The 23340-nt window shown below is 39.5% G+C and carries 26 protein-coding genes; 13 read left to right on the forward strand and 13 right to left on the reverse strand.

Annotated elements, in window-relative coordinates:
- Positions 1 to 21: 21 nt before the first annotated feature.
- The 8 genes from EHQ31_RS07025 to EHQ31_RS07055 form a co-directional block, all read right to left on the reverse strand.
- The gene (locus tag EHQ31_RS07025) at positions 22 to 417 is read right to left on the reverse strand and encodes a response regulator (protein ID WP_135574887.1); all 396 of its coding nucleotides are present in this window, start codon (positions 415 to 417) and stop codon (positions 22 to 24) included.
- Between the two features lie 6 nt (positions 418 to 423).
- Entirely contained in the window at positions 424 to 555 is a 132-nt protein-coding gene (locus tag EHQ31_RS19015; protein ID WP_261637597.1) for a hypothetical protein, read from the reverse strand.
- A gap of 57 nt (positions 556 to 612) precedes the next feature.
- Complete coding sequence (gene map / locus EHQ31_RS07030) at positions 613 to 1368, reverse strand: type I methionyl aminopeptidase (RefSeq protein ID WP_135574885.1); 756 nt, start codon at positions 1366 to 1368, stop codon at positions 613 to 615.
- A 3-nt stretch (positions 1369 to 1371) separates the two neighbouring features.
- The gene (locus tag EHQ31_RS07035) at positions 1372 to 1575 is read right to left on the reverse strand and encodes a hypothetical protein (RefSeq protein ID WP_100744290.1); all 204 of its coding nucleotides are present in this window, start codon (positions 1573 to 1575) and stop codon (positions 1372 to 1374) included.
- An 11-nt stretch (positions 1576 to 1586) separates the two neighbouring features.
- On the reverse strand, positions 1587 to 4817 hold the full coding sequence (locus EHQ31_RS07040) for a SpiroCoCo family coiled-coil protein (protein WP_135574883.1): 3231 nt from the start codon (positions 4815 to 4817) through the stop codon (positions 1587 to 1589).
- Between the two features lie 83 nt (positions 4818 to 4900).
- Positions 4901 to 5536, reverse strand: a complete 636-nt coding sequence (locus tag EHQ31_RS07045; RefSeq protein ID WP_135574881.1) for a rubrerythrin — start codon at positions 5534 to 5536, stop codon at positions 4901 to 4903.
- 31 nt (positions 5537 to 5567) lie between these two features.
- Positions 5568 to 6215 (reverse strand): hypothetical protein, encoded by a 648-nt coding sequence (locus tag EHQ31_RS07050; RefSeq protein ID WP_135574879.1) that lies wholly within the window; start codon positions 6213 to 6215, stop codon positions 5568 to 5570.
- Positions 6215 to 7471, reverse strand: a complete 1257-nt coding sequence (locus EHQ31_RS07055) for a lysophospholipid acyltransferase family protein (protein WP_135574877.1) — start codon at positions 7469 to 7471, stop codon at positions 6215 to 6217. Before EHQ31_RS07055 ends, EHQ31_RS07050 begins: the two co-directional genes overlap by 1 nt.
- Before the next feature lie 47 nt (positions 7472 to 7518).
- Between EHQ31_RS07055 and lmtA the strand changes: the two genes are divergently transcribed.
- Both lmtA and EHQ31_RS07065 read left to right on the forward strand, forming a co-directional pair.
- Positions 7519 to 8280, forward strand: coding sequence for a lipid A Kdo2 1-phosphate O-methyltransferase (gene lmtA / locus EHQ31_RS07060; RefSeq protein ID WP_135574875.1), 762 nt, complete (start codon positions 7519 to 7521; stop codon positions 8278 to 8280).
- A gap of 6 nt (positions 8281 to 8286) precedes the next feature.
- Positions 8287 to 8544 carry a hypothetical protein gene (locus EHQ31_RS07065; RefSeq protein WP_135574873.1) on the forward strand — a complete coding sequence of 86 codons (258 nt, stop codon included), beginning with the start codon at positions 8287 to 8289 and terminating at the stop codon, positions 8542 to 8544.
- Positions 8545 to 8654: 110 nt separating this feature from the next.
- Here the strand turns inward: EHQ31_RS07065 and EHQ31_RS07070 are convergent, their stop codons facing one another.
- On the reverse strand, positions 8655 to 9236 hold the full coding sequence (locus EHQ31_RS07070) for a hypothetical protein (protein ID WP_135574871.1): 582 nt from the start codon (positions 9234 to 9236) through the stop codon (positions 8655 to 8657).
- A 74-nt stretch (positions 9237 to 9310) separates the two neighbouring features.
- Here EHQ31_RS07070 and EHQ31_RS07075 point away from each other — a divergent pair, with 74 nt between their 5' ends.
- From EHQ31_RS07075 to EHQ31_RS07100, 6 genes are all read left to right on the forward strand, one after another.
- The gene (locus tag EHQ31_RS07075) at positions 9311 to 10225 is read left to right on the forward strand and encodes a TIGR01777 family oxidoreductase (protein WP_135574869.1); all 915 of its coding nucleotides are present in this window, start codon (positions 9311 to 9313) and stop codon (positions 10223 to 10225) included.
- Between the two features lie 63 nt (positions 10226 to 10288).
- Complete coding sequence (locus tag EHQ31_RS07080; RefSeq protein WP_002978325.1) at positions 10289 to 10693, forward strand: c-type cytochrome; 405 nt, start codon at positions 10289 to 10291, stop codon at positions 10691 to 10693.
- Positions 10694 to 10744: 51 nt separating this feature from the next.
- Positions 10745 to 10966: a hypothetical protein gene (locus EHQ31_RS07085; protein WP_135574867.1), complete on the forward strand. Its 222-nt coding sequence runs from the start codon at positions 10745 to 10747 to the stop codon at positions 10964 to 10966.
- Between the two features lie 42 nt (positions 10967 to 11008).
- A complete protein-coding gene (locus tag EHQ31_RS07090; protein ID WP_135575065.1) occupies positions 11009 to 11359 on the forward strand; it encodes an STAS domain-containing protein in 351 nt (116 codons plus the stop codon).
- A 56-nt stretch (positions 11360 to 11415) separates the two neighbouring features.
- On the forward strand, positions 11416 to 12696 hold the full coding sequence (locus EHQ31_RS07095; protein ID WP_135574865.1) for a citrate/2-methylcitrate synthase: 1281 nt from the start codon (positions 11416 to 11418) through the stop codon (positions 12694 to 12696).
- Between the two features lie 22 nt (positions 12697 to 12718).
- The gene (locus EHQ31_RS07100) at positions 12719 to 14797 is read left to right on the forward strand and encodes a SpoIIE family protein phosphatase (protein ID WP_135574863.1); all 2079 of its coding nucleotides are present in this window, start codon (positions 12719 to 12721) and stop codon (positions 14795 to 14797) included.
- 72 nt (positions 14798 to 14869) lie between these two features.
- Here the strand turns inward: EHQ31_RS07100 and EHQ31_RS07105 are convergent, their stop codons facing one another.
- Genes EHQ31_RS07105 through EHQ31_RS07120 form a run of 4 tightly spaced genes read right to left on the reverse strand, consistent with a single transcriptional unit; the run spans position 14870 to position 18239 of the window.
- Positions 14870 to 15793 (reverse strand): TPM domain-containing protein, encoded by a 924-nt coding sequence (locus EHQ31_RS07105; protein WP_135574861.1) that lies wholly within the window; start codon positions 15791 to 15793, stop codon positions 14870 to 14872.
- Positions 15793 to 16458, reverse strand: a complete 666-nt coding sequence (locus EHQ31_RS07110; protein WP_208652741.1) for a TPM domain-containing protein — start codon at positions 16456 to 16458, stop codon at positions 15793 to 15795. Before EHQ31_RS07110 ends, EHQ31_RS07105 begins: the two co-directional genes overlap by 1 nt.
- Positions 16459 to 16503: 45 nt before the next feature.
- Positions 16504 to 17358 carry a heme o synthase gene (locus EHQ31_RS07115; RefSeq protein ID WP_135574857.1) on the reverse strand — a complete coding sequence of 285 codons (855 nt, stop codon included), beginning with the start codon at positions 17356 to 17358 and terminating at the stop codon, positions 16504 to 16506.
- A complete protein-coding gene (locus EHQ31_RS07120) occupies positions 17358 to 18239 on the reverse strand; it encodes a COX15/CtaA family protein (protein ID WP_135574855.1) in 882 nt (293 codons plus the stop codon). The genes EHQ31_RS07115 and EHQ31_RS07120 overlap by 1 nt, the downstream gene beginning before the upstream one ends.
- Before the next feature lie 295 nt (positions 18240 to 18534).
- On the opposite strand from EHQ31_RS07120, the gene EHQ31_RS07125 reads away from it, so the two are divergent.
- From EHQ31_RS07125 to EHQ31_RS07145, 5 genes are read left to right on the forward strand one after another with little or no spacing between them, the layout of a single operon-like run.
- Positions 18535 to 19368: an SCO family protein gene (locus tag EHQ31_RS07125; RefSeq protein ID WP_135574853.1), complete on the forward strand. Its 834-nt coding sequence runs from the start codon at positions 18535 to 18537 to the stop codon at positions 19366 to 19368.
- Positions 19369 to 20331 carry a cytochrome c oxidase subunit II gene (coxB, locus tag EHQ31_RS07130; RefSeq protein WP_135574851.1) on the forward strand — a complete coding sequence of 321 codons (963 nt, stop codon included), beginning with the start codon at positions 19369 to 19371 and terminating at the stop codon, positions 20329 to 20331.
- Between the two features lie 9 nt (positions 20332 to 20340).
- Complete coding sequence (locus EHQ31_RS07135; protein ID WP_135574849.1) at positions 20341 to 21954, forward strand: cytochrome c oxidase subunit I; 1614 nt, start codon at positions 20341 to 20343, stop codon at positions 21952 to 21954.
- On the forward strand, positions 21941 to 22714 hold the full coding sequence (locus EHQ31_RS07140; RefSeq protein WP_135574847.1) for a cytochrome c oxidase subunit 3 family protein: 774 nt from the start codon (positions 21941 to 21943) through the stop codon (positions 22712 to 22714). Before EHQ31_RS07135 ends, EHQ31_RS07140 begins: the two co-directional genes overlap by 14 nt.
- Positions 22715 to 22727: 13 nt before the next feature.
- Positions 22728 to 23324, forward strand: coding sequence for a cytochrome C oxidase subunit IV family protein (locus tag EHQ31_RS07145; protein ID WP_135574845.1), 597 nt, complete (start codon positions 22728 to 22730; stop codon positions 23322 to 23324).
- The last annotated feature ends 16 nt before the right edge of the window (positions 23325 to 23340 follow it).

The following is a 23340-nucleotide window of genomic DNA, read 5'->3' on the forward strand; positions in this document are numbered from 1 at the left end:
GCGAAGGTATCCTAGGAAAAACTAGGCAATCTTCGTAATGGCGTCTTCCACTTTTTTGATTAAATCCGATTCAGACCAAGGTTTGTTTAAAAAACTATGTAAGTCTACTTCTCCTCTCAATTGGTTGAGTGAGAGTTCATCGATATGACCTGAAATAATTATTTTCTTAATTCCTGGATAAGTTTTGTGGACATCCCTGAGAAACTCATCACCTCTTTGGTTGGGCATAAGCCAATCCGAAATGATGATGAGGATATCGATTCCTTCTTCTGCCAATTCTTCGATGATCGACCACGCCTCTTCTGTATTTTGGGCGGTTTCATAACGATACTCGTTCCCAAAATGTTTTTTGAGCTGAGACTTCAGGCTCATCAGAATGATTTGTTCGTCATCAACGAAGAGAATGGCTTTGTTCATGGAGAATTATTTTCCGTCGTTAGGACACTCAATCAGTTTGTCGTGACCAGGGCAGGAACGTTTTTCTTTTCCTGGGCAAATGGCAAAGGATGCGGAAGTGATGACAAAAAGACTAAATAAAGTGATGGTAGTTTTCATAATGACCCTCTTTTGAAATTAGACGATAAATGGGACGTGAAAGCAAGAACGATTTCTTCAAACTTTTGTTAGAATTTCGTACCCTTTGTCTGTGACAAGAACGGTATGCTCAAATTGGGCGGAGAGTTTTCCATCTCTTGTACGCACGGTCCATTTGTCAGACTTATCGAAATTTACTTCCCAAGTTCCTAAATTGACCATTGGTTCGACCGTAAAGATCATCCCTGCTTCAATTTTTGCTAGTTTTCGGGGAGACCGGAAATGGGGAACTTGTGGTTCTTCGTGGAAATTCCTTCCCACACCATGACCCATTAGATCCCTAACAATTCCATACCCGAGTGGGGTAAGAAAATCATCGATGGCATTTCCAATATCATCAATTCGGTTTCCTGGTTTCACTTGTTCGATTCCGATCCACATGGCTTTTTCCGTATCGGCCACGAGTTTTTCTGCCTCAGGAGTGGATTTTCCACCCACGATAAAAGTTTTGGAAGTATCTCCAATGTATCCGTCGACAATCGGTGATACGTCTAGATTGACGATGTCCCCATCGGCGAGAACATCCTCTTTTTTCGGAATTCCGTGGCAAACCACGTGATTGATGGAGGAACAGATGGATTTCGGAAAACCTTTGTATCCAAGGGGAGCAGACCTGTGGCCATTTTTTTTGGTATAGGTCTCCGCCAGATCGTTCAGTTCCAGGGTTGTGACCCCCGATTTTACGAAAGGTTCTAGATACACGAGGAGTTCGGCGGCAAATTTTCCCGCCTTCCTCATCTTTTCAATTTCTGATTTGTTTTTAATGTAAATCACGGATTAGAAATCTGTGGACCGAACCGTTGTTCTTTTGTTGGCAGAGGTTCTTTCCAAAGCTTTGTCGATCAATCGGTAGATTTCTTCATTGATTCCTTCAATCGCATCGCCAGAAGTCATAAATCCCTTACTTTTGATGTATGCTTTCACTTTAGAAGTGACAATTAGGGATTCTTTCGACGTTGATTCTGTTTGTTCTTCGGACATGGATACCTCGGTTATTTCTTTCTAACTCCGAGGATGCTATCTACGAGGGATTTTTCAATATTTAATTTTTCGCTAATTGCCTCAGAAGACCATTGGTAATTGTCGTGGAGGCTCTGGATGGTGGCTCTTTTCCTCTCAACAAGGGGATTTCCCGAAACTTTTCGGTCTGATTTCCCCGTTGGGACCGGATTTTGCATGGCCCCTTGGACAATGTCCAGGAATTCGGAGAGTTTTTCGAAGGTTTCGTCTGCCTCGCCGAGGAGAGATTCCAAATCATCCTTGGTTTCGCGTGACGATTCTTTTAGGTCTTCCAATCTTTTTTGGAGGGTAAGGATTTGGCGGTGGCGGTCGGAAAGATCACCTAGCAGCTCTTCGATTTTGTCAAATTTACGTTCGACCGAATCAATTTGTGCTTCTCGTTCCACAAGGAAAGCCGTGCGGTTTTCGGCCAAACGAATGGTTTCTGTCAGTTCCTTTTCCCGAGCTTCGACTACTTCGATTTCACGGTCGAGGATGTCGAGGCGAGCTTGGAGTTCCCGTGCATTGTGTTTTTGACCTTCTAAATTTTCAACCAAGTGGAAAACGGAATCTTGTGATTCTTGTAAAGAAGAAAGGAAAGATTCAATTTTAGATTGTTCTGCCGTGAGTTTAGTCACCCGAGTTTCAATGGAACTAACTTCGCTTAAACTTTGTTCAAAACCTTCCATAGTTTCCGAAACATGAACCAAATTGGATGCAAGGATTTGTATTTGTTTGTCGATGTCTTCGGTTTGGAACTGCGCTTCTTTTAAGGTTTCTAATTCATTTGCAATTTCTTTCCGAAGTTCTGAGAACTCAGAAATGGCAGATTGGTATAAGTCAATGTCTGGTCGGTTTTTTTCAAGCGATCGGAGGGCTTCAGAAATTTCATCGACAGCACGATTGGATTCATCAGCAATCTGTTTGGCGGAAGCAAATAAATCAGAATGTTCTTTTACCGTTTCTAGTTCACTAGAAAGAGTTAAGATGTCTTCTTTAAGAGTTTCCATTTCGGATTGAAAGCTGGAAAGAGTTTCTTCTTTTGTATCGTTTAGGTCATCCAAACCATTTTTGATTTCGTGTTTTAAATCTTGGAAGCGGTCTAAACTATCTTTTAAGAAGTCTTGGCTTTCTTTTGCAATCTCTTTGAAAGATTTTTCGTAATCTCTTTGGTAAGTTTCAATTTGTTTTTTAGATTCGTCTTTGGAACGTTTGATACTTTCGTCTAAATTGCGTTTGACGGTGTTTAGGTGGTTTGAAATTTTTTCTTCGAGTTGTCCGAGTTGGACATTTCCTTTATCCAGGAGTTTTGTCAATTGGTGAGAGATTTTAGAATCAATGGTTTCATTGAGTCTGTCCATTTTCTCTTCTTGTAAATTGAAAAATGATTCACCCGACTCTTCTAAATGTTTGAGGATTCGTTCCACTTCGCTACGAGCCAGTTTCGCTTCTTCTTCCAAACGAGAGATACTTTCTTTGGTTTTGGATTCTGCCACCAAATCTAAATTAGCTTTTGCTTTTTGGAATTGGTTTTGGAATTCTCCAAGTAGGTCAGCACCTTCAATATGAATTTCTTTTAAACGGTCTTGGAGTCTTTCAATACTATAACTTTGGTCTTCGCGAATTTTACCTAGTTCGTCTTCCCATTTGCTGACAAATTGTTCTAAGTTGGCATTGGCGATACGAATCTTTTCTGTGACTATTTCTTCGGATTCTTTGGCTTTTTCTTCTGCTGTTTCTAAAATTTCATGAGCCGATTCACGAAGAGCCGATTTTAACTCTTCCACATATTCATCCACATCTTTGGTTTGTGCCGTAATGGATTCACTTAAATCTTTAACTTGTAATTGAACCGTTTCTAAATCCGATTCCATTTCACTCTTATGGAGTTTGAAATCAGAATTCATTCTTTCTTCTAGTTCTTTTCTTAATTCAAAAAGAGAGGTTTTAATGACTGTTTCTTGGTTGGTGCGAACAGAATCCAACTCACGATCAAAATCTTTGAGTTCTTGGAGGGCACTTTTTTTGAGAGAACTTGCTTCTTCTTTTAATTCTTCAGAGATACGGTGGAATTCTTCAGAGAAGGCTTCGATTTCACGAATGAGTTCTTGTTTGCGAATGTCTGCTTGGCGAAGGAGTTTGTTTTCAGCTTCCAAATACTTTTCTTGGAATTGGATGATGGTTTGGTTGATCCCGTCAGCTTGTCTTCTTGTTTCGTTAATGATGTCATCACGTTTGGAAAGTGTTTCGAGAGACAAGTCTTCGATTTCACGTTTGATGGCATCTGTCTCTTGCGAGAGACCTTTCATAAAAGAATCTTTTGTATGAGTAACTTGGTCAAAAATAGAATCAAAACGCTCTTGGATTTTTTTCTCGAGTAAGTTTACTTTTTCATCTAACTTACCTGATGCTCTTTGGTATTTTTCTTCTAACCTTTCATCAAACTTATCAACTTTGTCAGAAAGTAGGGAAGAAGTATCTTCGAATTTGGTTAGGCGAACATCCAAATCCCCTTGCGCATATTTCATGGATTCGAGTAGTAAATCCATTTCTTTACGAGCATGGTCAAGTCGTCCTGCAGTTTCTCCTACCATCACATCGGCATGGGATAAAAGTTTTTCACGAGCAGTCTCTGCAATTTTGGAAAGTGAGTTGTCTAAAAAATCGGATTTGGTTTCGAGCAGGCTTTCTAACTCCACCATCTTCTGTGCAACAGATTGTAAAATTTCATCACTACGGAAATTGAGTTTATTTTGGAAAGTATCCAACATAGAAATAGATTCATTATGAAGGGCTTCCATATCTTCGGAAACTTCACGTAACTCTCGTTTGTGGGTATTGATCTGAGAGAGACCTTCTTCCATGTATTGTTTTTCTCGGCGAACTTGGGAACTCAAGTCTTGGATTTGTTCCATCTCACCTGATAAAGAAGAAAGATAATCTTTACTTGCCCGGATTTTTTCAAATAGGTCACGGGATTCGGAACTTAAAATTTGGATGTCATCGGCCACTTTTCGGGACTGTTTGACAAGGATGTCTAGGTCAATGCCCGCATCTTTTACCAATTGGATTTTTTGAAGGGCGACACCATCAATTTCATCGGTCAATTTGGATGCGTAACGTTTGAGTTGGGAGAGTTTGGTGTTGGATTTGTCCAAACGACGTAGCCCAATGGTCACCGCAACACTGGCTAAAAAAGGCAATAAAAAGACTTCTAATCCCATTTTCTCAAAGATCCAATAATAGTATTATGTCGCATGAAGATGGTTGAAGAAAACCAGGCAGAGATTTTTTCCGCAAGCCTTTTTTAATTCAGGGCGAATTCACGGATTTGGAGCCAAAATCGGGCAAAAATTTTCGATTCTTCTGCCTCTAAATGCGCCAACCTTTCCTCGGCTCCCGGATCAAGTCGGAACATTTCGGAACTCATTTCTGAAAGGTGGCCTTCTTCTTCCAAAATTAGGTTGGTTAGGCGGATGGGAGAACCGGTTTTGTCCAAAATCTCGTCGTACGCTGCATAGACGACCATCGCTCTTTTCTCAATGACCGTTGTGGTATAAAGATAAGCAAGGTAAGTGAATTCTTTTGGGTCTGGGAAAACCTTTCGTAGGCTTCGCCGGACCAGAGTATCTAATTTTGCGAAATAAATTCTTGCCGCAGTCCCGCGAACCAGGGCGGAGTTTTGGTATCCCAGTTGGAAACTGGGTCTTATGGTGCGGGCAGCTTTTTTAAAAAATAGGGCATGTCTTGCTTCTTCGGTGGCATGTTTTAAAATCATCTCAGAAGTTTCTTCGCTCGATTGTGTAAGGAGGATTTTTCTTGAACCAAGATGTTCTAAGAGAGAAAGAGTGTTTAGCCAAAGTGCATGGTTAGTTTCATTAGAAACGATGTCAGAAAGAACTTTAGGAATGAAATCATTTGAAAGGACAGTAACAGAACCCATAAATCCAAACTGTGAGATCTGTTTCTTAGGGCTAGCCTTTCTTTAGGGGAATGTTCAGTTGGGCGATGGTTTCTCCGTCCTCATGGTAAATCCGAAATTGGTCAGTAGGAAGTCCTTCTCCTTTTAAAAGGATGACACAAAGAGCAATCCCAATTCCTTCCCCTTCCGAGTTATCTCCCCTCTCAATATAATACTCCATAATATCGTTATAGTTTTGCGCATGTAAAAGCGAATTTCGGATTTTTTGCATCTCCCCACGCACGAGTGTGTTATTGTTTCTTACATCAAACTTGATTTGGTTTTCATTATGTTCAATTTTCAGATGAACATATAAATTTCTTTCTCGGGCCAGCGGTTCAAATGTATTTCCTCTCCCTGAAAGGATGAGGCTTTTGTACATCCTAACACCTAACTCATAGTCGGCGGGAGAATGGATATCTAGTTGGTTTTCTTGAAAAAAGATTCTTTTAAAGTTCGCTTTAAATCCATTTAGGATTAGGTCTTTCACAATTGTGAACAGAATGGCAGATAAATCAGGGATTCCGTATTTTTCGGTTAGTGCATCCAAAATTTTGACCAAGTTTTCATCCAAGACCTTGGAGGCACCATAAGCATTCATCTCAATGGGTTCTCCGCTTGTGATGAGTTGTTTCACCTGTTCTGGACTAAATGATTCCATCAAAAAATATATTGGCTCGGGAATAGGGGATTAGATTTGGATTTTTCTTCCACAAGCATCGTCTGTAACTCTTTTCTTAGACGTTCCGTAATGGAATCTATCGTTTTCTTTTTATCTTCTTTATAGGAACTTAAATACTCATTGATCGTAAATGGTGTGCCAAATCTAACGACTGCTTTGTGAGGACGAGGTTTAAACTCTCCAAAAAGTTCGTTTTCGTAGCGGTATAAAAATTCGTAGAGCCGTTCGGCACTAGGTAACTCTTTGATGTAGGCGGTTTGGATAGTGATAAAGTCATAAGCTTTGGTCGCGGCCTTTCTAGCCCAGGTTGCCATTTCTAAACTAGGAAGTTCTCCTTTTGGATCAGGCATTCCCACAGACACCATTTCCAATACACTTAGGATCCTTCTTAGTTTTTCGATGGCATTGGCATCATTTTCCCATTTGGGGATATTTGCTTTTCTTGCAATATTGTCGAGCATAGCATGACGCATTCGTCCCAATCGGTAGTCAAAATCATCGGCTCTATTTTCTTCGACAGGGACTCCATATTCTTTTTCTTCCCTTTCAATCATTCGTTTTCCCACGGATAAAAAACGATGGACTATGTCTTTGCCAGTTTTTTCAATCCCTAACTTCTGTTCCATTCTAGCAATGGTTAAGTCAATATCCTTTTGCATGGTGTTTATGGAACCGGTCATTCTGTACTTAACAAAAGTGGGCAAAATCCAAATTTTTGCATTCGGATCTTTTTTAAGTGCATCCTCCAGTCCCCAAAATCCAAGTTGGGCCACACCTGGTTGGAAGGGAAGTAAGGTATCGTTCATGCCGCTCGTGGGTTCTCCTTCTGGGAATAAAGCAAGTTTTCCGCCGGGAGCTGCAAGAATTTCTCTGGAGGCTTTGAGAGATTCGCGATCTGGTGCACCAGCTAACACGGAATAGGCTCCTATTGATTGGATAAAGTCACCTACAAATCCATAAGCCCACTCAAACACCTCCCTTGCCGCCATATAGTGAAACCGAGAACCCATAATGTTTGCTGCATGATATGCAATTCCAGGTTCTTTGGCTGTGGGATGGTTGGAAATATAAAGGATTCGTTCTTTTTGGAAGGTCTTTAATGTCTTTTGGTCTGTTTCGGATATCTCAATAGAATCAAGATTGTGGAGCATTTTGTTAAGAACGGGAAGAGTCAGATCCGTAAACCATAGAGCAGGAAGATTGAACTTTGCGGGAATGAAGGATTTGATTGACATAGGACGAATGCTGACAGCTTAATCAAAGGAAGCAAGTACGAATTCACATGGCACTTATAGAAGAACTCAACCAACAAGGCAATTTTCTCTTCCGATGGCGCTCCTACATTCCAGGAGTCATTTTGTTTCTTTCCTTACTGTATCTACCGTATGTCCCTTATTTTCAAGGGAACTACGAATCCAATTTGTATTGGTTATCTGGTGCATTTTTAGTCAGTTTTGCGGGACTTTTCGTTAGATGTTTTACGATTGGATACACTCCTAAAAATACTTCTGGAAGAAATACAAAACAACAAGTGGCTGATGTTGTAAACCAATCAGGGATTTATTCATTAGTTAGACACCCGTTATATGTAGGGAATTTTCTTATGTATCTTGGTCCGGTTTTTATCCTTAGGGATTTTGCTTTTGCTCTCGTATACATTATGTTTTTTTATCTGTATTACGAACGTATTATTTTTGCAGAAGAATATTTCCTTCGTGGTAAATTTGCAAAAGGATATTTGGAATGGGCGGACAAAACACCTGCCTTCATTCCGCGTTTATCTGGTTATAAAAAACCAAATTTAGATTTTTCATTCCGCAATATTTGGAAACGTGAATACCCAAGTTTATTTGGAATCATAGTTGTATTTACTGTATTTGATTTGATCCAAGTTTATTTCCAAGAACCGGCACTTCGTGCGGTAGACATCACTGGAATTTGGAAACCATTCCATACATGGTTTTTTGGATTCGGACTTATTTTTTATGTTGTCACACGTCTGATTGTAAAGACCACCAAACTTCTCGAAGTCGAAGGTAGATAGTTTTTTATGAGTCGGTTGTCCAATGGTTGGAAGATTCCAGAATCTCTAGATGATAAAAGGGAACTTATGGAATCTTACCAAAAAACCGTAGAAAGTATGGAGGCGGAAAATCCGCTCACCATCTTTCGGGAACATATGGACAACGGACTTTTGTTTAAAGCAGGATTACAAGATGCGATGAACCAACTCACTACATTTGCAAACCTATATATGAGCATCATCGAACTAAAGGCTGAAATAGAGAAACAAACAAAAGGCATTTGACCCAAAAATAATTCCCTCTCTACCTATAAAACAATTTTCAAACTATCTCTTAGGTGTTTTGTTTTAAATGGCAAACTCATTGAAAGCAAACAATCAATTCAAAATATAAATTACTTTATTTCTTCAAGTTCTACTTCTGCAAAACATCCATCCATCGAAACTTCTTTGAATTCGGGCGTTAGAATGTTAATGTTTTTTGGGTAATTGTTTTCTTTTTGAAACTTGGGAAGTTTTGATAAAGGAATCGAAACTTTAGATTTGTTTTTTTCCTGAAATAGGTAAACAAAAGCAAGTTGGTCTTTCGGCATTCTAAGTTCTTTATCTACATTAATACTTTCTCGTAATAAAAATCGCAGTTGGAATGTAGGTAGGTTTTCGCCAGGACAGGCATATACATTTAAAGAGCGAAATTCTCTGGGTGAAAACTCTGTTCCATTCCAATAATGTGACAATTTCATTTCTAAGAAAAAATCAAAATCCTCTTTTCCGTCTTGTTTCTTTCTCCAAACAGTATTTTTATCTTTGTCTAACAAAAGATGAATACCGCCAGAACCAGTAGCATCTTCTATGCGGAATGGTGGATTTTCTTTATATTGGTTGATACTTTTTTTTGTTCCAGTAAATAGATAATAATTTCCTAAGAGAACAAAAGCTATGGCAAAGAAGATAGGAAGGAGAATGACAAATTTCATATGAAAGAAAAATTTCTACTGCCTAAGAAAAAGGGCTACTTCTTTTTTTGTGAATCGATCCTAAAGGAGATCAGATGAAAATAGGAATTTTAGGTGGCACTGGCCTTATCGGGAAGGCATTGATAAAAACAGCCGTTCTTAATGGACATAGGTTTCGCGTATTTTCGAGGCAAACTTCGTTACCGAAAGAACTAACTTCTTTTCCTGAATTAGAATTTGTATCTTGTATCCTTCCGCAGACAGCAGACTTAGAAGGTTTGGATGCCATTGTGAATTTAGTTGGGGAGCCAATTGCGGGTGTTAGGTGGACAGATGAACGCAAACGACTCATACAGACTTCCCGTATAGATTTTACACGGGGGCTTGTGGCTCGTGTTTTGGATTTAAAATCCCGACCAAAAGTTTTTGTGAACTCAAGTGCTGTTGGTTATTATGGAATGTCAGAAGACCACCATCTTCCTTATTCCGAGAACACCGCTCCGGGGGACGACTTCCTAGCCAAAATTTGTGTGGACTGGGAAAACCAAACCCTTCCATTACAAGCAGCTGGCATTCGATCTTTGGTTTTGAGAACTGGAATTGTTTTAACTCCTGAAGGTGGAGCCTTAGAAAAAATGATTCCTCCTTTTTTGTTAGGGGTTGGTGGTTCGATTGCTTCGGGAAAACAGGGAATGAGTTGGATACATATAACAGACTTTATTTCCGCTATGTTACACTTAATGCAGTTAGACTCGGCTTCCGGTGCTTATAATTTAGTATCTCCTCAGCCTGTTAGTAACTATGAGTTTTCTAGAGCTCTTGCAAAAACCTTGCACCGACCCAATTTATTCAAAGTTCCTTCCTTCGCCATACAGGCGCTCTATGGAGAAGGAGCTGTTGTGGTGACTAAGGGACAATATGTGCTTCCCGAACGTTTGCTTACGGCCGGTTATGAGTTTCAGTTTCAAAATTTAGAAAAGGCACTCTCAAATCTTTTAGAAAAACAGTGATTTCTTCTTTTCAAAAGATAAGAAGGGTGAGAGACTGGAGCCAACCTTATCTTGGAGTAAGAAATGAACTCAAAAAAAGTCTTAGTCTCTCTCTTCGCACTCTCCTTCGCATTCGTGATGGTAGCTTGTGGCGATTCCAAACCAAAAGAAGAAACACCTGCTGCTGTTGAATCTAGCGCCAGTGCAGATCCTGATCTTGCTAAAGGGGAAGAACTTTACCTTCAAAACTGCTCTTCTTGCCACGGTGAAAAAGGTGCTGGTGACGGAGCTGCTGCTGCTGCCCTCAATCCAAAACCAAGAAACTACAAATCCCCAGCTTCTGAATGGAAAAATGGAAACACTGCTGCTGCTGTGACTAAAACTTTGAAAGAAGGAATCAAAGGATCTCCAATGGTTGCTTACGGACATTTGGGTGATGATAATATTCGCATCCTTGCAAAATACGTAGAACACCTTTCTAAAAATTAATCTTTGTCTTTTTCGGTTCCGCCTACGGGTCGGAGCCGAACACTTGTCTTTATGAACCAAATCATTAAAAAAGCCGATCGACCCACCTGTGATTGTGGAACCACTCGTGACGATGAAAATGCACGTAAAGTTGTAAAGTATTCCAAATGGGGAATGATAGCAATGGGTCTTGTCGGGATATCAGCTACACCAACCGATATATACTTTGTTTGTCGAAAGTGCAAACAACCCTTCGGACGTATGACGAAAGAAGAAAGAAAATCGAAATCCTAATTTTTGTTGACCCGCGTTCTCGGTGGATTTCCCTGGAAGCTAATGATGGAAGAGTTTAAGATTCGGTTAGGATTTGAAAACGGGGGAAATTTACCTGTAATTCATATATCTGGCGAAATCACATCCGAAGCCGAAGAAGAGATTGTGGAATCTTACGAATCCATCCCCGCGGATAAACGAAATCGGGTCATTTTGAACTTTTCGGAAACATCTTATATCAACTCTGCAGGAATTGCCACTCTCATCAGTCTGATCACAAAATCATCTGAGAACCAAGGAAAAATTGAATTTGCAGGACTCAACACACACTTTAGAAAAGTGATGGATATTGTTGGTCTGACTGATTTTGTCCTCATTCACGATTCTCTAAATTCTGCACTCACCCAAGTCTAAATTATTCTAGATTCCAAACTTCCCTTCCGTAAGATAGGAGGGAGAGAGGTCTTTTCATGAGTGAAGTGGAAATCCACGTCAAGGGCAAAACATATAAATTACCGGTCATTGTTGGTACCGATGGAAAAGAGGGAATCGACCTAACCGATTTTTATAGAAAAACGGGCCTGGTTACTGTTGATCCTGGTTTGTTTAATACAGCTCTTGGATTGTCTAAAGTATCAAGACGTGATCCCGAAAAAGGGGAACTAACCTATCGCGGTTATGACCTAAAAGAACTCGCATACCAATCCACATTTGTGGAAACTTCGTTTTTATTAATTTATGGTAACCTTCCCACTAAACAAGAGTTAAATGACTTTTCGGGTCGTCTTTCTAAACACTCTATGATCCACGAAGATATGTTAAATCTTTTTGACGGATTTCCTGGTGTTGCCAATCCATTAGCAGTTTTATCTGTAATGGTCACTTCACTTTCTAGTTATTATTTAGAAGAATATGAAGAAAAGTTAGATATGGGTGTGGATTTGATCGCAAGGTTACTTGCAAAAATTCGTACCATTGCAGCTTTCACTTATAAACATGCTGTCGGCCATCCTTTCGTATACCCTTTGGATAAAAATCCATACTGCACAAACTTTCTTTATATGATGCATAAAATGCCTGCGGACAATTATACCGTACCAGAAGAGTTTGACCGCATTTTAAATCAAATGTGGATTTTACATGCAGACCACGAACAGAATGTATCCAACACCGCCGTTCAAGTGGTAGGTTCCACACAAGCCAATTTATTTGCCTCAATTTCTGCAGGAATCATGGCACAATGGGGAGCACGCGAAGGGGGACGACCTACCGCAGCCATTGGACTTATCGAAGACATCATCAAAACAAAAACTCCTGTGAAGGATTATTTTGAAAGATTCAAACGAGGTGGTTTGAATATTCAAACCAATGGTTTTGGTCAAAAGGCTTATGATGTAGTGAGTCCTCGTGCGATGGTTGCCCGTGAAATCATCCGTGAATTCTACAAAGGTAGAAAGTTGTCAGCTGTGGAAGATGTGGCTCTTCAAATAGACGAAGTGGTTTGGAACGATTCCTACTTTATGGAGAATCTTTTGTATCCTAATTTAGAATACTACTCTGGACTCGTATTTCACACATTGGGAATCCCAAAGAATATGTTCTCTGTGATGCAGGTTATCGGTAGACTTCCAGGTTGGCTTGCGCATTGGAGAGAACAAAGGATGAAGGGAGACTTCTCAAAAGTTCGTCCAAAACAGATATATGTGGGTGAAAACCAAAGAAAGTATATCCCTGTTCAGAACCGCCTTTAGGTTTTTTAAACTGCCAAATCTGATGAATTTCCGGTGGTTCGGACTTTTTTGGTGTTTGGTGTTTGTTTCGTGTATTCCGAAAGAGGCACCACCCAAAGTGGAGAAGGGGGTTCTTTCCGCTGAATCTTATCTAAGTTCTCCGGCAAAAACCGTTGAACTTAAGGGTGAGTGGGAATATTATCCAGGTCTTCTTATTTCTCCTTTAGAGTTAGAGATTTTAAAAACAAATAGGGAACCCCATTTTTTTGAGGTTCCTGGAGTTTGGTCCGACTCTTTTTGGAAAAGGGGATTTCTGGCTGGAGATGGATATGCAACATTCAGCATGAAAGTCCAACATGGACTAAAAGGAGTTCCCTTATCCTTAAAAGTGCCTGAGATGGAGACCGCCTATAATCTGTTTGTTGATGGTGTGAAATTATCATCCAATGGAGTTGTTACTACTTCTTACCAAACTGGGAAACCGGAATACCGACCACTCATTGTCGATTTTTTCCCCAAAGAGAATCAAACTTCTATTTTATTACAAATTTCCAATTACCATCACAGAAAGGGCGGGCCTGCGCAAATATTGGTTTTGGGAAGGACATCTGATATACACTATCAATTCGAGTTTGAAATTCTACGCGATATGTTACTTGTGGGTAGCATTTTGTTTATGGGAATTTATCATTTGTTTTTGTTTTGGAACAGAAAAAAAGATCCTTTCACGTATTGGTTTGCTCTTACTTGTATTCTTGTCGCCTTACGTGTGTTCATTACTGGGAACAAATATGTTGTTCATCTGTATCCAAACATTTCTTGGGAAATCCATTTGAAATTAAGTTACTTGAGTTTCTTTTTGATTACACCTATTTTTGCCCGTTATGTTTATTTACTCTTTAAACCCTATTTTTCGCGCAGCGTTTATGAATTACTTAAATATTCAGGTTTTGCATTTTGTTTTATTGTCCTCTTGACGAGATCTTCCTTTTATACGTATCTGATGGTTCCTTTTCAGGTATTTACCTTGTTAGGTGCTTTTTATACATTTTTTGTAATTATCAGAGCCATTCGTGATTCTTCTCCAGGTTCGTTTATCTTTTTGATTAGCTTTGTCGTTTTTATTTCAAGTTTTACAAATGATATTTTGGTAAATAACCTTATCTTTCATGGACCACTTTTGATCCATTTTGGAATCTTTACTATGTTCTTTGTGCAGTCTGTATATATCGCGAGAAATTTTTCAAAAGGTTTTGTGGACGCAGAAAACTTGGCAGGTGAACTTTCAGAAAAAAATCATACATTACAAAGTGTTCAAAATCAACTAACAGAGTTAAACGAAAGATTAGAAACTCGAGTCAAAGACAAAACCGAAGAACTCCAAGGGAAATTAGATCAAATTGGGAAAGATATGAGACTGGCAAAGTCAATCATTCAGAGTGTTACTAAACTTCCCGATTTAGACCCATATATCAAAGTAGATATATTATACAAACCGATTGCTGAAGTGGGTGGAGATATATATTTTGTAAAACGCATTCAGGATTTTTATTACCGTTTCTTTTTAGGTGATGCGACAGGTCATGGTTTACAAGCGGCTCTTTATTCAATGATGATCCAATCTGAATTTGAACGTGTGTCTGCGGTTGCTATGCGGCCAAACGATTTGTTGTTTTATATGAACCAACATTTTTATGATAAAAATGCTGACCTTCAAATTTATTTCCCTGCGATTGTGATGGATTTTGATTTTCACCAGAAGATCCTGCGTTATGCGGGAGGCGGAGTCCAAAACCAAATCCATATGAAAAAAAATGGTGTTACGGCAATGTTGGAAAATACGGGGCCAATCATTGGAATATTGGAACACTACAGGTACGGAATTACTGAATCGAAGGTTGAATCATGTGATCGTATCTTTTTATTTACAGATGGATTGTTTGAGGAGTTAAACGAATCTGATGGCACACAGGCTTGGGGAGATTTGTTAGAGATCATCCAAAAAACGGTGTCCTTGCCATTTTCAGAAGTTCTTCCATCGATTCAAAACATGTTATTCCAAAGAATGGAAAAATCTCAATGGAAAGATGATTCCACTCTCATCTTTATCGAAGTCACCTAAATTTGTTTCAATGTTAGGTGACTTTTAGGAACAATTAGAAATTGATTCGTATTTATATTTAGATTTTATAAACTACCAATCTCCAGAAGCTCCACCACCAGCAGAATCCCCGCCACCTCCAGACCAACTGTCGGATCCGCCTGACGACCAGGAATCCCCTCCACTTGACCAACCTCCACCGCCAAAATATCCTCCATCAGAACCACCACCATTACCGATTCCTAATTTACGTTTTAAAAACATAACTAGTATAAATAAAAGTACGGCAACGATTAAGCCAAAGGTACTTCCAAATAGAAAGGTTAAAAAGGGAAATAAAACTAAAAGGCCTATGACAGTAAACATTATCCCTCCAATCGAAGGAACAATTAAGGAAATCAAAGTAAAGATCCCTCCCACAAGGCCAGAAGAAAACACTTCCTCGTCGGAACTGTTGCCGGTTGTAGCCACATCATCTTCTGAAGGGGAATATTCCCCTCGAATTGCAGCCATAATCGCATTCACGCCTGCAGTGACACCACCATCCATATCTTTGTCAATAAAACGTGGTTTAAGTTCATCACGAATGATATGTTTAGCTTGAATGTCAGTAAGCGAACCTTCAAGTCCACGACCCACTAATATTTTCATCTTTCTTTCGTTAGGTGCTACAATTAGCAAAACTCCATTTTTTTTGGATTTTTGTCCCAACTTCCATTCATCAAAAATTTGAATAGCTACATCATCAATGGGTTCATCTTGTAAGCTCGCGGTAGTGTATACAGCAATTTGGTTAGAAGTTTCGACTTCGAATTGTTTCAGATTTGTTTCAATTTGATTAACGGTTGCTTCGGATAAAATTCCAGCGTGGTCCATCACTCTTCTTTCTAATTTTGGAACTGGATAAGAAAAAATTTCTGTGAATGTAACGATTAAAATAGAAAGAAAACAACCAATGTTTTTTCGTCCTAACCTAGGTATAATTTTTGAATTTATGAATATTAAGTTGAATTTCATTACATCAATTTCCCACCATCACGGATTTCGTTAGAGATTTCGTTTTTATCATCTTTTTCGATTTGAATATTGTATTTTTTGAGAAGTTGTCCGCAGAATAGAATACTTGAAACGATACCTTCTTTTTTTTTGTTTGATTTCATTCCTTCAATGATAAGTCTTACTGCTTCGTTCCATTCTGACTTAGGCACAATCCTTGCGATTTCTTTGTCGGGTAAAATTCTTACAATATGTTCAAACAAAGAAATATAGATTAAAATACCCGTTCTGTTTTTTGTAAGAAACACTTCTTCATCCAAAAAGGCTTCTTTTGCTCTGAGATCAACAAAGTATTGTTTGGCGGTCTTTGAAACTAAATTGATTCTGAGTTTAGGAAAGAGTATTGTGATGGATAATCCGAGAAGGGCGCCAATCCAAACAGATAAAACGGCAAAAAAAGATTCACCGCTCCATACAAGGCTGTAGAATTTTTGTGCAGTATAAAATGTAACGCCTGTAACTCCTCCCATAAGAAAGGCACCAAGCCATGCCCATTCTTTATAATGGTGAGACGATTCTGCAAAATAAGGAACAATTTCTGCCGAAGTTTTTGATTCTGCTTCACCAACTGCAGATTTGATCTCATCTAAGTCAGATTTTGAGAAATAACGTGTTAGTATACTCATGGGCAGAAGAAAAACAGGAATCCTTGCCCAAATCAACTAAAAAAACTAGATTTTAGAATCGATGACGATGATCAAACTGACCAAAAATAAATGTAGGATACTAAAAAAGAAAAAACGTTTTGCAAGGAGTTTGTCTCCCGAAAGTTTCAGTCGATATGCGAAAACTAAAATCAGTATAGTCAGAAAAATCGCAGAACCTAAAAATAAAAACCCCATCCTTGCATCGGCAAAATAAAATCCAATGACAGATAACGAATAGGCAATGGCATAAAGAAAGATCTGGTTTACGGTTTTCTGAATTCCTGATACAACAGGCATCATGGGAATTCCTGCGAACTCATAATCATCTTTTAAGAAGATAGCCAGTGCCCAGAAGTGTGCAGGTGTCCAAAGAAAAATCATTAAAAATAAAATCCAAGCGGGCACGGGTAGGGTATTTGCCATTGCCGCATATCCAATCAAAGGGCCAATACATCCAGAAATCCCACCAATTACAATGTTTTGTTCTGTCCTGGGCTTTAACCAAATAGTATATAAAAATACATATAAAAGCAAAGCAGAAAGTGCACAAACGGCTGTTAGTAGATTTATGAAATATGTTAAAATTCCAAATGCCAAAATGGCGACAATGACTCCAAGAAAGAGAGCAAAAATTGGTGTAATTTCTCCAGAAGGGATTGGTCTTTGTTTGGTTCTGTACATTACCGCATCTCTTTCTCTTTCAATGTACTGATTGAGAATAAAAGAGGCAGAACTCATTAAATAAGTTCCAAGGAGTGTGATAAAGATTTCCCAAAGAGAAGGATAACCTGAAGTTCCTAGATACATTCCTGGAAGAACGGTAGCAAGTACGAGTACAGTGACTCTAGGTTTTGTCAGTTGGTTCCATAATCGGAACATTATTGGGCTCCTGTTTCAGAAGACCTAAAATGATAAAAGGCTGCTATAAAACAAAACATAAACACAAGAACACCATTTAACGTGTGTAATCCGGTGATAATCTTGGGTAATTGGTACAATACGTTCATTGCACCCAGAAAAATTTGAAAAGAAATCAAATAAGCTGCAATTTTTAAAGATTTTTTGACAAGATTATCTTTTAAGTAAAGAATTCCATAGGCTGACAAAGAAAGTACAGACAAAGCAGCTATATATCCAAACAATCTATGTTCCATTTGAAATCGGATGGGTCCTATCATTTTTGGAAACCACTCCCCATTACAAGTAGGGAAGTCGGAACAAACAAGTCCTGCATAGTGAGAACTCACCTTCCCGCCAAGAAAAAGTTGGTATAAAACAACGCTAAGTACAAAAAGGAAAAAATATTTACCGGGCCGATTCCATTGGAATGTGGTAGTATTACCTTCTGCGATCAGTAATCGGACAGTCAAACAGCTTGATAATAATAAAACAGCATTGAGTAAATGCAGATTAACAGTTGTTGGGTGGAGGAGTTTGGTAACAGTCAAACCACCGAGTATCACTTGGGAAATAAGAAATAATAGGGAGAGTGTTGCAGGGATACCCAGGTTTTTTCGAGTTTCTTCATTTCGTAAAATCCAAACAAAACCAATTCCCACAAGAATTCCTAAAATTCCTGAGTAATAACGGTGACCCACTTCCATAAAGATCTGGAATGTAAACTCTGGCACAAATTTCCCGTGGCACAATGGCCAATCAGGACATGCGAGTCCCGAATCGGTTGCTCTTACGAGTGGACCGTAAAGGAGATTGATAAGGATCATTGCGGAAAGTATGGTGTAAAAACGTTTGAGTGTCATACGTCTATCTGTTTCCTCCAGGTTTTGTGATCTGAGTTTAGGGAAAATAAAATTAATCTTGCATCTTTTAAAAATTGTTGGATAAAAAGAGCAGTTTTTCGTATAGACTATATCAGGTAAAATTATGCAAAACACAGACCTTTACAATAAGGGTGGCTATTGGACTTTCCTTGTCACACTCGTACTCAACATTCTTTTTTTCGCTTATATTTCCTTTGTTCACCCGGGTACTCCGGATAACCCAGGAATGGAATCAAAAAGCGTTCAGTCCAAATAGGGTAACCACCAAACCTTCGTGAACATTCGATTCTTCTTTTTTCTTTTTCTGTTAATTGGAACCAGCGTGTCTGCGTATGATCCGCATTCCAACTTGACTCGGGAAAATAAACTTCCGAAAGAATTAGAAAATATTGGATTTTCTGATGTCACGGGGAAGTCGCTCAATCTCGACATTCCATTTCGCGATGAATCCGGAAAAACTGTTAAGTTTTCCGATTTTTTATCGAAAGGGAAACCAATCCTCCTATCTCCCGTTTACTTCAAATGTCCTACTCTTTGTAATTTTCATCTCAACGGTGTGTTCCAAGGGTTAAAAGCACTCGATTGGTCCCTCGGTAAAGAATACCAATACATTGCAGTATCCATTGATCCGAAAGAAAATGAGTCGGTTGCTTTTCCTAAAAAAGGGGCTTATTTGAAGGAATATGGTAGGGAAGGTGCTGAATTTGGACTCCACCTCCTCACGGGTACACAGGAATCCATTGATGCTTTAACCAAACAATTGGACTTTCGGTATGCTTGGGATGCAGAAGCAAAACAATACATCCACGCCAGTGGGGTTTACGTTTTGACTCCGGAGGGAAAGGTGTCACGCATCTTTCAAGGGATCCAGCTTGAGCCTAGAGATTTAAAATTTGCCTTCCTCGAGGCATCTTCTGGTAAGATTGGGAGTTTTGTGGACAAGTTTGCTTTATTTTGCTTTCAATTTGATCCGAGAAAAAATAAATATACGATATACGCATACAGGATGATGCAATTCGGGGGGGCGGTCACCTTACTCCTTCTCGGTGCGTTTTTATACATAAACTGGCGAAAAATAACAAATAACAACCGTCAAGGAGTCACATAGATGTCTTGGAGCAGTCTCATTCCAGCGACCTCGTTCATGCCTATCCAGGCAACTGAAATCGCAAAAGAAGTCGATCTTCTCTATGCGTTTCTGATCATAGCAAGCCTTGTTTCGTTTGTCATCTTAGTTGGTGGAATGACATGGTTCCTCATCAAGTTCAAACGTACAAGTTTAGACCAGAAATCCGCATACATTACTCACAATAATTTTGCAGAATTTCTTTGGTCGTTCATTCCTCTCATTATCATGATGGGGATTTTCTACTGGGGTATGGTCATTTTTGAAAAACTTAGGACCCCTCCAGAAGACATTGCGGCTGAAATTCATGTCACTGCGGAGCAGTGGGCTTGGACTTATCGTTATGCAAACGGAAAAGAATTTTATAGTTCTGCAAACGATCCTATGATCGTTCCTGCCGGAAAAGCTACAAAACTCGTCCTAACTTCTAAAGATGTAATCCATAGTTTCTTTGTTCCTGCCTTCCGAACCAAACAAGATGCGGTTCCAGGGAAACTCACACAACTTTGGTTCGAACCAAAACAACCAGGTGAATACATAGTATTCTGTACTGAGTATTGCGGAACGAAACACTCTGGTATGATGATCAAAATCAAAGCCATTCCTTCTGAGGAATATGCCGCTTGGTACCATGCTGAGAAAAAAGGTGCTGATAGTCCTGCAGATCTTGGAAAGACATTATTTGCTCAAAAAGCTTGTGCTTCTTGCCACTCGATCGACGGATCTAGAATTGTGGGACCTACAATGAAGGGACTTTTTGGTTCTGGTAGAAAATTTGCTGATGGTAGCCAAACCAAAGCAGATGAAAACTACTTACGCGAATCCATCTTAGTTTCTTCTGCGAAAATCGTAGAAGGTTATCCACCTGCGATGCCAGTGTTCCAAGGCCAACTCTCTGATGAAGACGTTGCCAACTTAATTGAATATATCAAATCCATTAAATAAGGAAGAGAGATGAGTTCAGCACAGACAAAAACCGAACATGGTCACACAGACCATAATTATCTGAACCACGGATCTGGAATCTGGTCTTGGATGACCACTCTAGACCACAAACGAATTGGTCTTATGTATTTTGCTACAGTTTCCACCCTTTTCTTGATCGGTGGTTTCTTTGCTTTGGGAATTCGTTTGCATTTAGCAAAATTTGGCGCTACGCCACTTTTGGAACCAGATACTTACAATAAATTCATGACCTTCCACGGGGCCATCATGGTATTTATGGTGATCATTCCTGGAATTCCAGCTTTCCTTGGAAACTTTGTACTGCCCATCCAATTGGGTGCGAAAGACGTAGCTTTCCCAAGACTGAACCTTGCCTCTTATTACATCTTCATCGCAGGAGCTGCCATCGCTGCTTCCTCTATGATTTTTAACCAAGTGGATACAGGTTGGACTTTCTATACTCCTTACTCGACTGCAAAAACTTCTAACGGAGTGATTTTGTTAGTTTTGGGTGCATTCACAATGGGTTTTTCTTCCATCTTAACGGGACTAAACTTTATTGTAACCACTCATAAACTAAGAGCACCAGGAATGACAATGGACCGAATCCCACTGATGATTTGGGCTTTGTATTCCACTTCCATCATTCAAATCCTGGCAACACCAATCCTTGCGATCACTCTACTCCTCATTGGGGCAGAGAAAACTCTTGGTGTGGGAATCTTTGATCCAGACCTCGGTGGAGACCCAGTTCTTTTCCAACACTTCTTCTGGTTTTACTCTCACCCTGCGGTTTACATCATGATCCTTCCTGCGATGGGAGTGATTTCTGAACTCATCACTGCGTTCTCCAAAAAAACAATTTTCGGTTACCGTGCGATCGCTTATTCATCCGTAGCGATTGCGGCAGTATCCTTCCTTGTTTGGGGACACCATATGTTTGTTTCTGGACAATCCACTTTAGCAGGACTTGTATTCTCCATCATCACTATGTTTGTTGGAGTCCCAACAGCCATTAAACTTTTCAACTGGATCTCCACTATGTATCGCGGAACAGTTACCTTCGAAGCGCCTATGCTCTTCGCTCTTGGTTTTATGTTCTTATTCACGATTGGTGGTTTAACAGGGGTATTCCTTGCATCAACTGGTATGGACGTTCACTTCCATGACACGTACTTTGTGGTGGCTCACTTCCACTACGTAATGGTAGGGGGAACTCTTATGGCACTGATGGGTGGAATTTTCTATTGGTTCCCTAAGATGTTTGGAAAAATGACTTCCGACCTAGGTGGTCGAATTTCTTGGGTTCTTATTTTCACTGGATTCAATGTAACTTTTTTCCCACAATTTGTGCTTGGTGCAATGGGAATGCCTAGACGTTACTTTGACTATCTTCCTGAATACACAAACCTCAACCAAATCTCTACAGTGGGTTCTTGGCTCATCGGCCTTGGATTCTTAGTGGGTCTTATCACAATCATTCATGGAATTTTGAAAGGGGAAAAAGCTTCTGACAATCCTTGGGGTGCAAAAACACTCGAATGGCAAACGTCTTCTCCTCCTCCACACGAAAACTTTACAACTACTCCAACAGTAACTGCAGGGCCATATGACTTCCGTTAGTTCTTCAAGTGAATTTCACCACCAACACCATTTTAAGAGTGCAGACCACCAGTATGCCTCTTCCAAACAAGGAATTTGGTTATTCCTTTGCACTGAGATTCTAATGTTTGGTGGCCTATTCGTAGGTTACCTTATTTATCATTCTCTTTACCCAACTGTTTTCAAAAATGGTTCGGAAACTTTGGATTGGAAAATGGGCGCTGTGAACACAGTTGTCCTTCTCATTAGTTCTTTTACAATGGCTGCAGCCATTAACTACGTGCAACGTGGTTTGCATAAGATTGCTGCGATCATGCTCGCTCTTACGATTGCTTGTGCTGGTGCCTTCATGGTAATTAAATACTTTGAATACAGCCACAAGTTCCATGTAGGAACAGTTCCTGGAAAGTTCTCCCTTGTGGATCCTTCTTGTGCTGCTGGTGGAAAAAGAGCAGAGTGCGAATCTAAAATTTCCGCACTTCTCAAAAACCCTGCAGAATTAGAAAAGAACCATGTAAGTGCAGAAGAAGTCACTCGATTGAAAGCAGTGATCTCTCAGCCAAAATGGGAAATGTTCTACGGTTTTTATTTTGTCATGACTGGTCTTCACGGGGTTCACGTGGTAGCTGGAGCCTTCCTTATCTTTTGGGTTTTTATCAAAACACTAAGAAGAAAGGTTGGTCCTGAATACTACACTCCTGTTGAAGGTGTGGGTCTTTTCTGGCACGTTGTGGACTTGGTATGGATTTACCTCTTCCCACTTCTTTATTTGGTAGGATAAAAGGTATAATAGAATGGAATACGTAATCAATTACGGACTTTACTTCATTGCTCTCGTTGCAGTTTTCACTCCAATTCTTGGATTTGGAATTTTTGCACCTGGGATTGCAACGGCTACCATTTTAGGATTTATCGTAAACTGGTTCGGTCAGTTTTTTCAAACAGACCGTTTCGCAAAATTTACAGAAGAAAACAAAGATAGTAAATTGCTAAAATTTGTTTTAGGTGATGAAGATCACAAAGAAGACCATGCTTCAGCATCCATGTGGGTAGAAGATGGAGAAGAGGAAGAAGAACATGACCACCATGTGATTTCCATTAAAACATATGTTTATGTTCTTTTGGCTCTATTCTTTGGAACTTTTGTTACCGTTTGGGTAGCGCAGTATGATTTAGGAAAGTGGAACATGATCGTTGCTATGGCTGTGGCGACCTGTAAGGCTTTCTTCGTTTTGGCTTACTTCATGCATTTAAAGTATGATAATATGCTGAACCGTGTTATTTTTCTTTCTGCTTTTGCCTTCTTGGCTTTGTTGTTTGCCTTCTCTTTCGGAGACATTATTTCTCGAATTGCTCCGTCTACAGAGTTCCCAGCAAAACCTTTCTTCTAGAAAAAAATTAACAAAA

The organism is Leptospira montravelensis (assembly GCF_004770045.1).
In the GTDB taxonomy this organism is placed as follows: Bacteria; Spirochaetota; Leptospiria; order Leptospirales; family Leptospiraceae; genus Leptospira_A; species Leptospira_A montravelensis.

Excerpts from the sequence above, each read along its gene's own strand:
- EHQ31_RS07025 (WP_135574887.1), bottom strand. The coding sequence starts at position 417 with ATGAACAAAGCCATTCTCTTCGTTGATGACGAACAAATCATTCTGATG.
- EHQ31_RS19015 (WP_261637597.1), bottom strand. The coding sequence starts at position 555 with ATGAAAACTACCATCACTTTATTTAGTCTTTTTGTCATCACTTCCGCA.
- EHQ31_RS07035 (WP_100744290.1), bottom strand. The coding sequence starts at position 1,575 with ATGTCCGAAGAACAAACAGAATCAACGTCGAAAGAATCCCTAATTGTC.
- EHQ31_RS07040 (WP_135574883.1), bottom strand. The coding sequence starts at position 4,817 with ATGGGATTAGAAGTCTTTTTATTGCCTTTTTTAGCCAGTGTTGCGGTG.
- EHQ31_RS07045 (WP_135574881.1), bottom strand. The coding sequence starts at position 5,536 with ATGGGTTCTGTTACTGTCCTTTCAAATGATTTCATTCCTAAAGTTCTT.
- EHQ31_RS07050 (WP_135574879.1), bottom strand. The coding sequence starts at position 6,215 with ATGGAATCATTTAGTCCAGAACAGGTGAAACAACTCATCACAAGCGGA.
- EHQ31_RS07055 (WP_135574877.1), bottom strand. The coding sequence starts at position 7,471 with ATGTCAATCAAATCCTTCATTCCCGCAAAGTTCAATCTTCCTGCTCTA.
- lmtA (WP_135574875.1), top strand. The coding sequence starts at position 7,519 with ATGGCACTTATAGAAGAACTCAACCAACAAGGCAATTTTCTCTTCCGA.
- EHQ31_RS07065 (WP_135574873.1), top strand. The coding sequence starts at position 8,287 with ATGAGTCGGTTGTCCAATGGTTGGAAGATTCCAGAATCTCTAGATGAT.
- EHQ31_RS07070 (WP_135574871.1), bottom strand. The coding sequence starts at position 9,236 with ATGAAATTTGTCATTCTCCTTCCTATCTTCTTTGCCATAGCTTTTGTT.
- EHQ31_RS07075 (WP_135574869.1), top strand. The coding sequence starts at position 9,311 with ATGAAAATAGGAATTTTAGGTGGCACTGGCCTTATCGGGAAGGCATTG.
- EHQ31_RS07080 (WP_002978325.1), top strand. The coding sequence starts at position 10,289 with ATGAACTCAAAAAAAGTCTTAGTCTCTCTCTTCGCACTCTCCTTCGCA.
- EHQ31_RS07085 (WP_135574867.1), top strand. The coding sequence starts at position 10,745 with ATGAACCAAATCATTAAAAAAGCCGATCGACCCACCTGTGATTGTGGA.
- EHQ31_RS07090 (WP_135575065.1), top strand. The coding sequence starts at position 11,009 with ATGATGGAAGAGTTTAAGATTCGGTTAGGATTTGAAAACGGGGGAAAT.
- EHQ31_RS07095 (WP_135574865.1), top strand. The coding sequence starts at position 11,416 with ATGAGTGAAGTGGAAATCCACGTCAAGGGCAAAACATATAAATTACCG.
- EHQ31_RS07100 (WP_135574863.1), top strand. The coding sequence starts at position 12,719 with ATGAATTTCCGGTGGTTCGGACTTTTTTGGTGTTTGGTGTTTGTTTCG.
- EHQ31_RS07105 (WP_135574861.1), bottom strand. The coding sequence starts at position 15,793 with ATGAAATTCAACTTAATATTCATAAATTCAAAAATTATACCTAGGTTA.
- EHQ31_RS07110 (WP_208652741.1), bottom strand. The coding sequence starts at position 16,458 with ATGAGTATACTAACACGTTATTTCTCAAAATCTGACTTAGATGAGATC.
- EHQ31_RS07115 (WP_135574857.1), bottom strand. The coding sequence starts at position 17,358 with ATGTTCCGATTATGGAACCAACTGACAAAACCTAGAGTCACTGTACTC.
- EHQ31_RS07120 (WP_135574855.1), bottom strand. The coding sequence starts at position 18,239 with ATGACACTCAAACGTTTTTACACCATACTTTCCGCAATGATCCTTATC.
- coxB (WP_135574851.1), top strand. The coding sequence starts at position 19,369 with ATGTCTTGGAGCAGTCTCATTCCAGCGACCTCGTTCATGCCTATCCAG.
- EHQ31_RS07135 (WP_135574849.1), top strand. The coding sequence starts at position 20,341 with ATGAGTTCAGCACAGACAAAAACCGAACATGGTCACACAGACCATAAT.
- EHQ31_RS07140 (WP_135574847.1), top strand. The coding sequence starts at position 21,941 with ATGACTTCCGTTAGTTCTTCAAGTGAATTTCACCACCAACACCATTTT.
- EHQ31_RS07145 (WP_135574845.1), top strand. The coding sequence starts at position 22,728 with ATGGAATACGTAATCAATTACGGACTTTACTTCATTGCTCTCGTTGCA.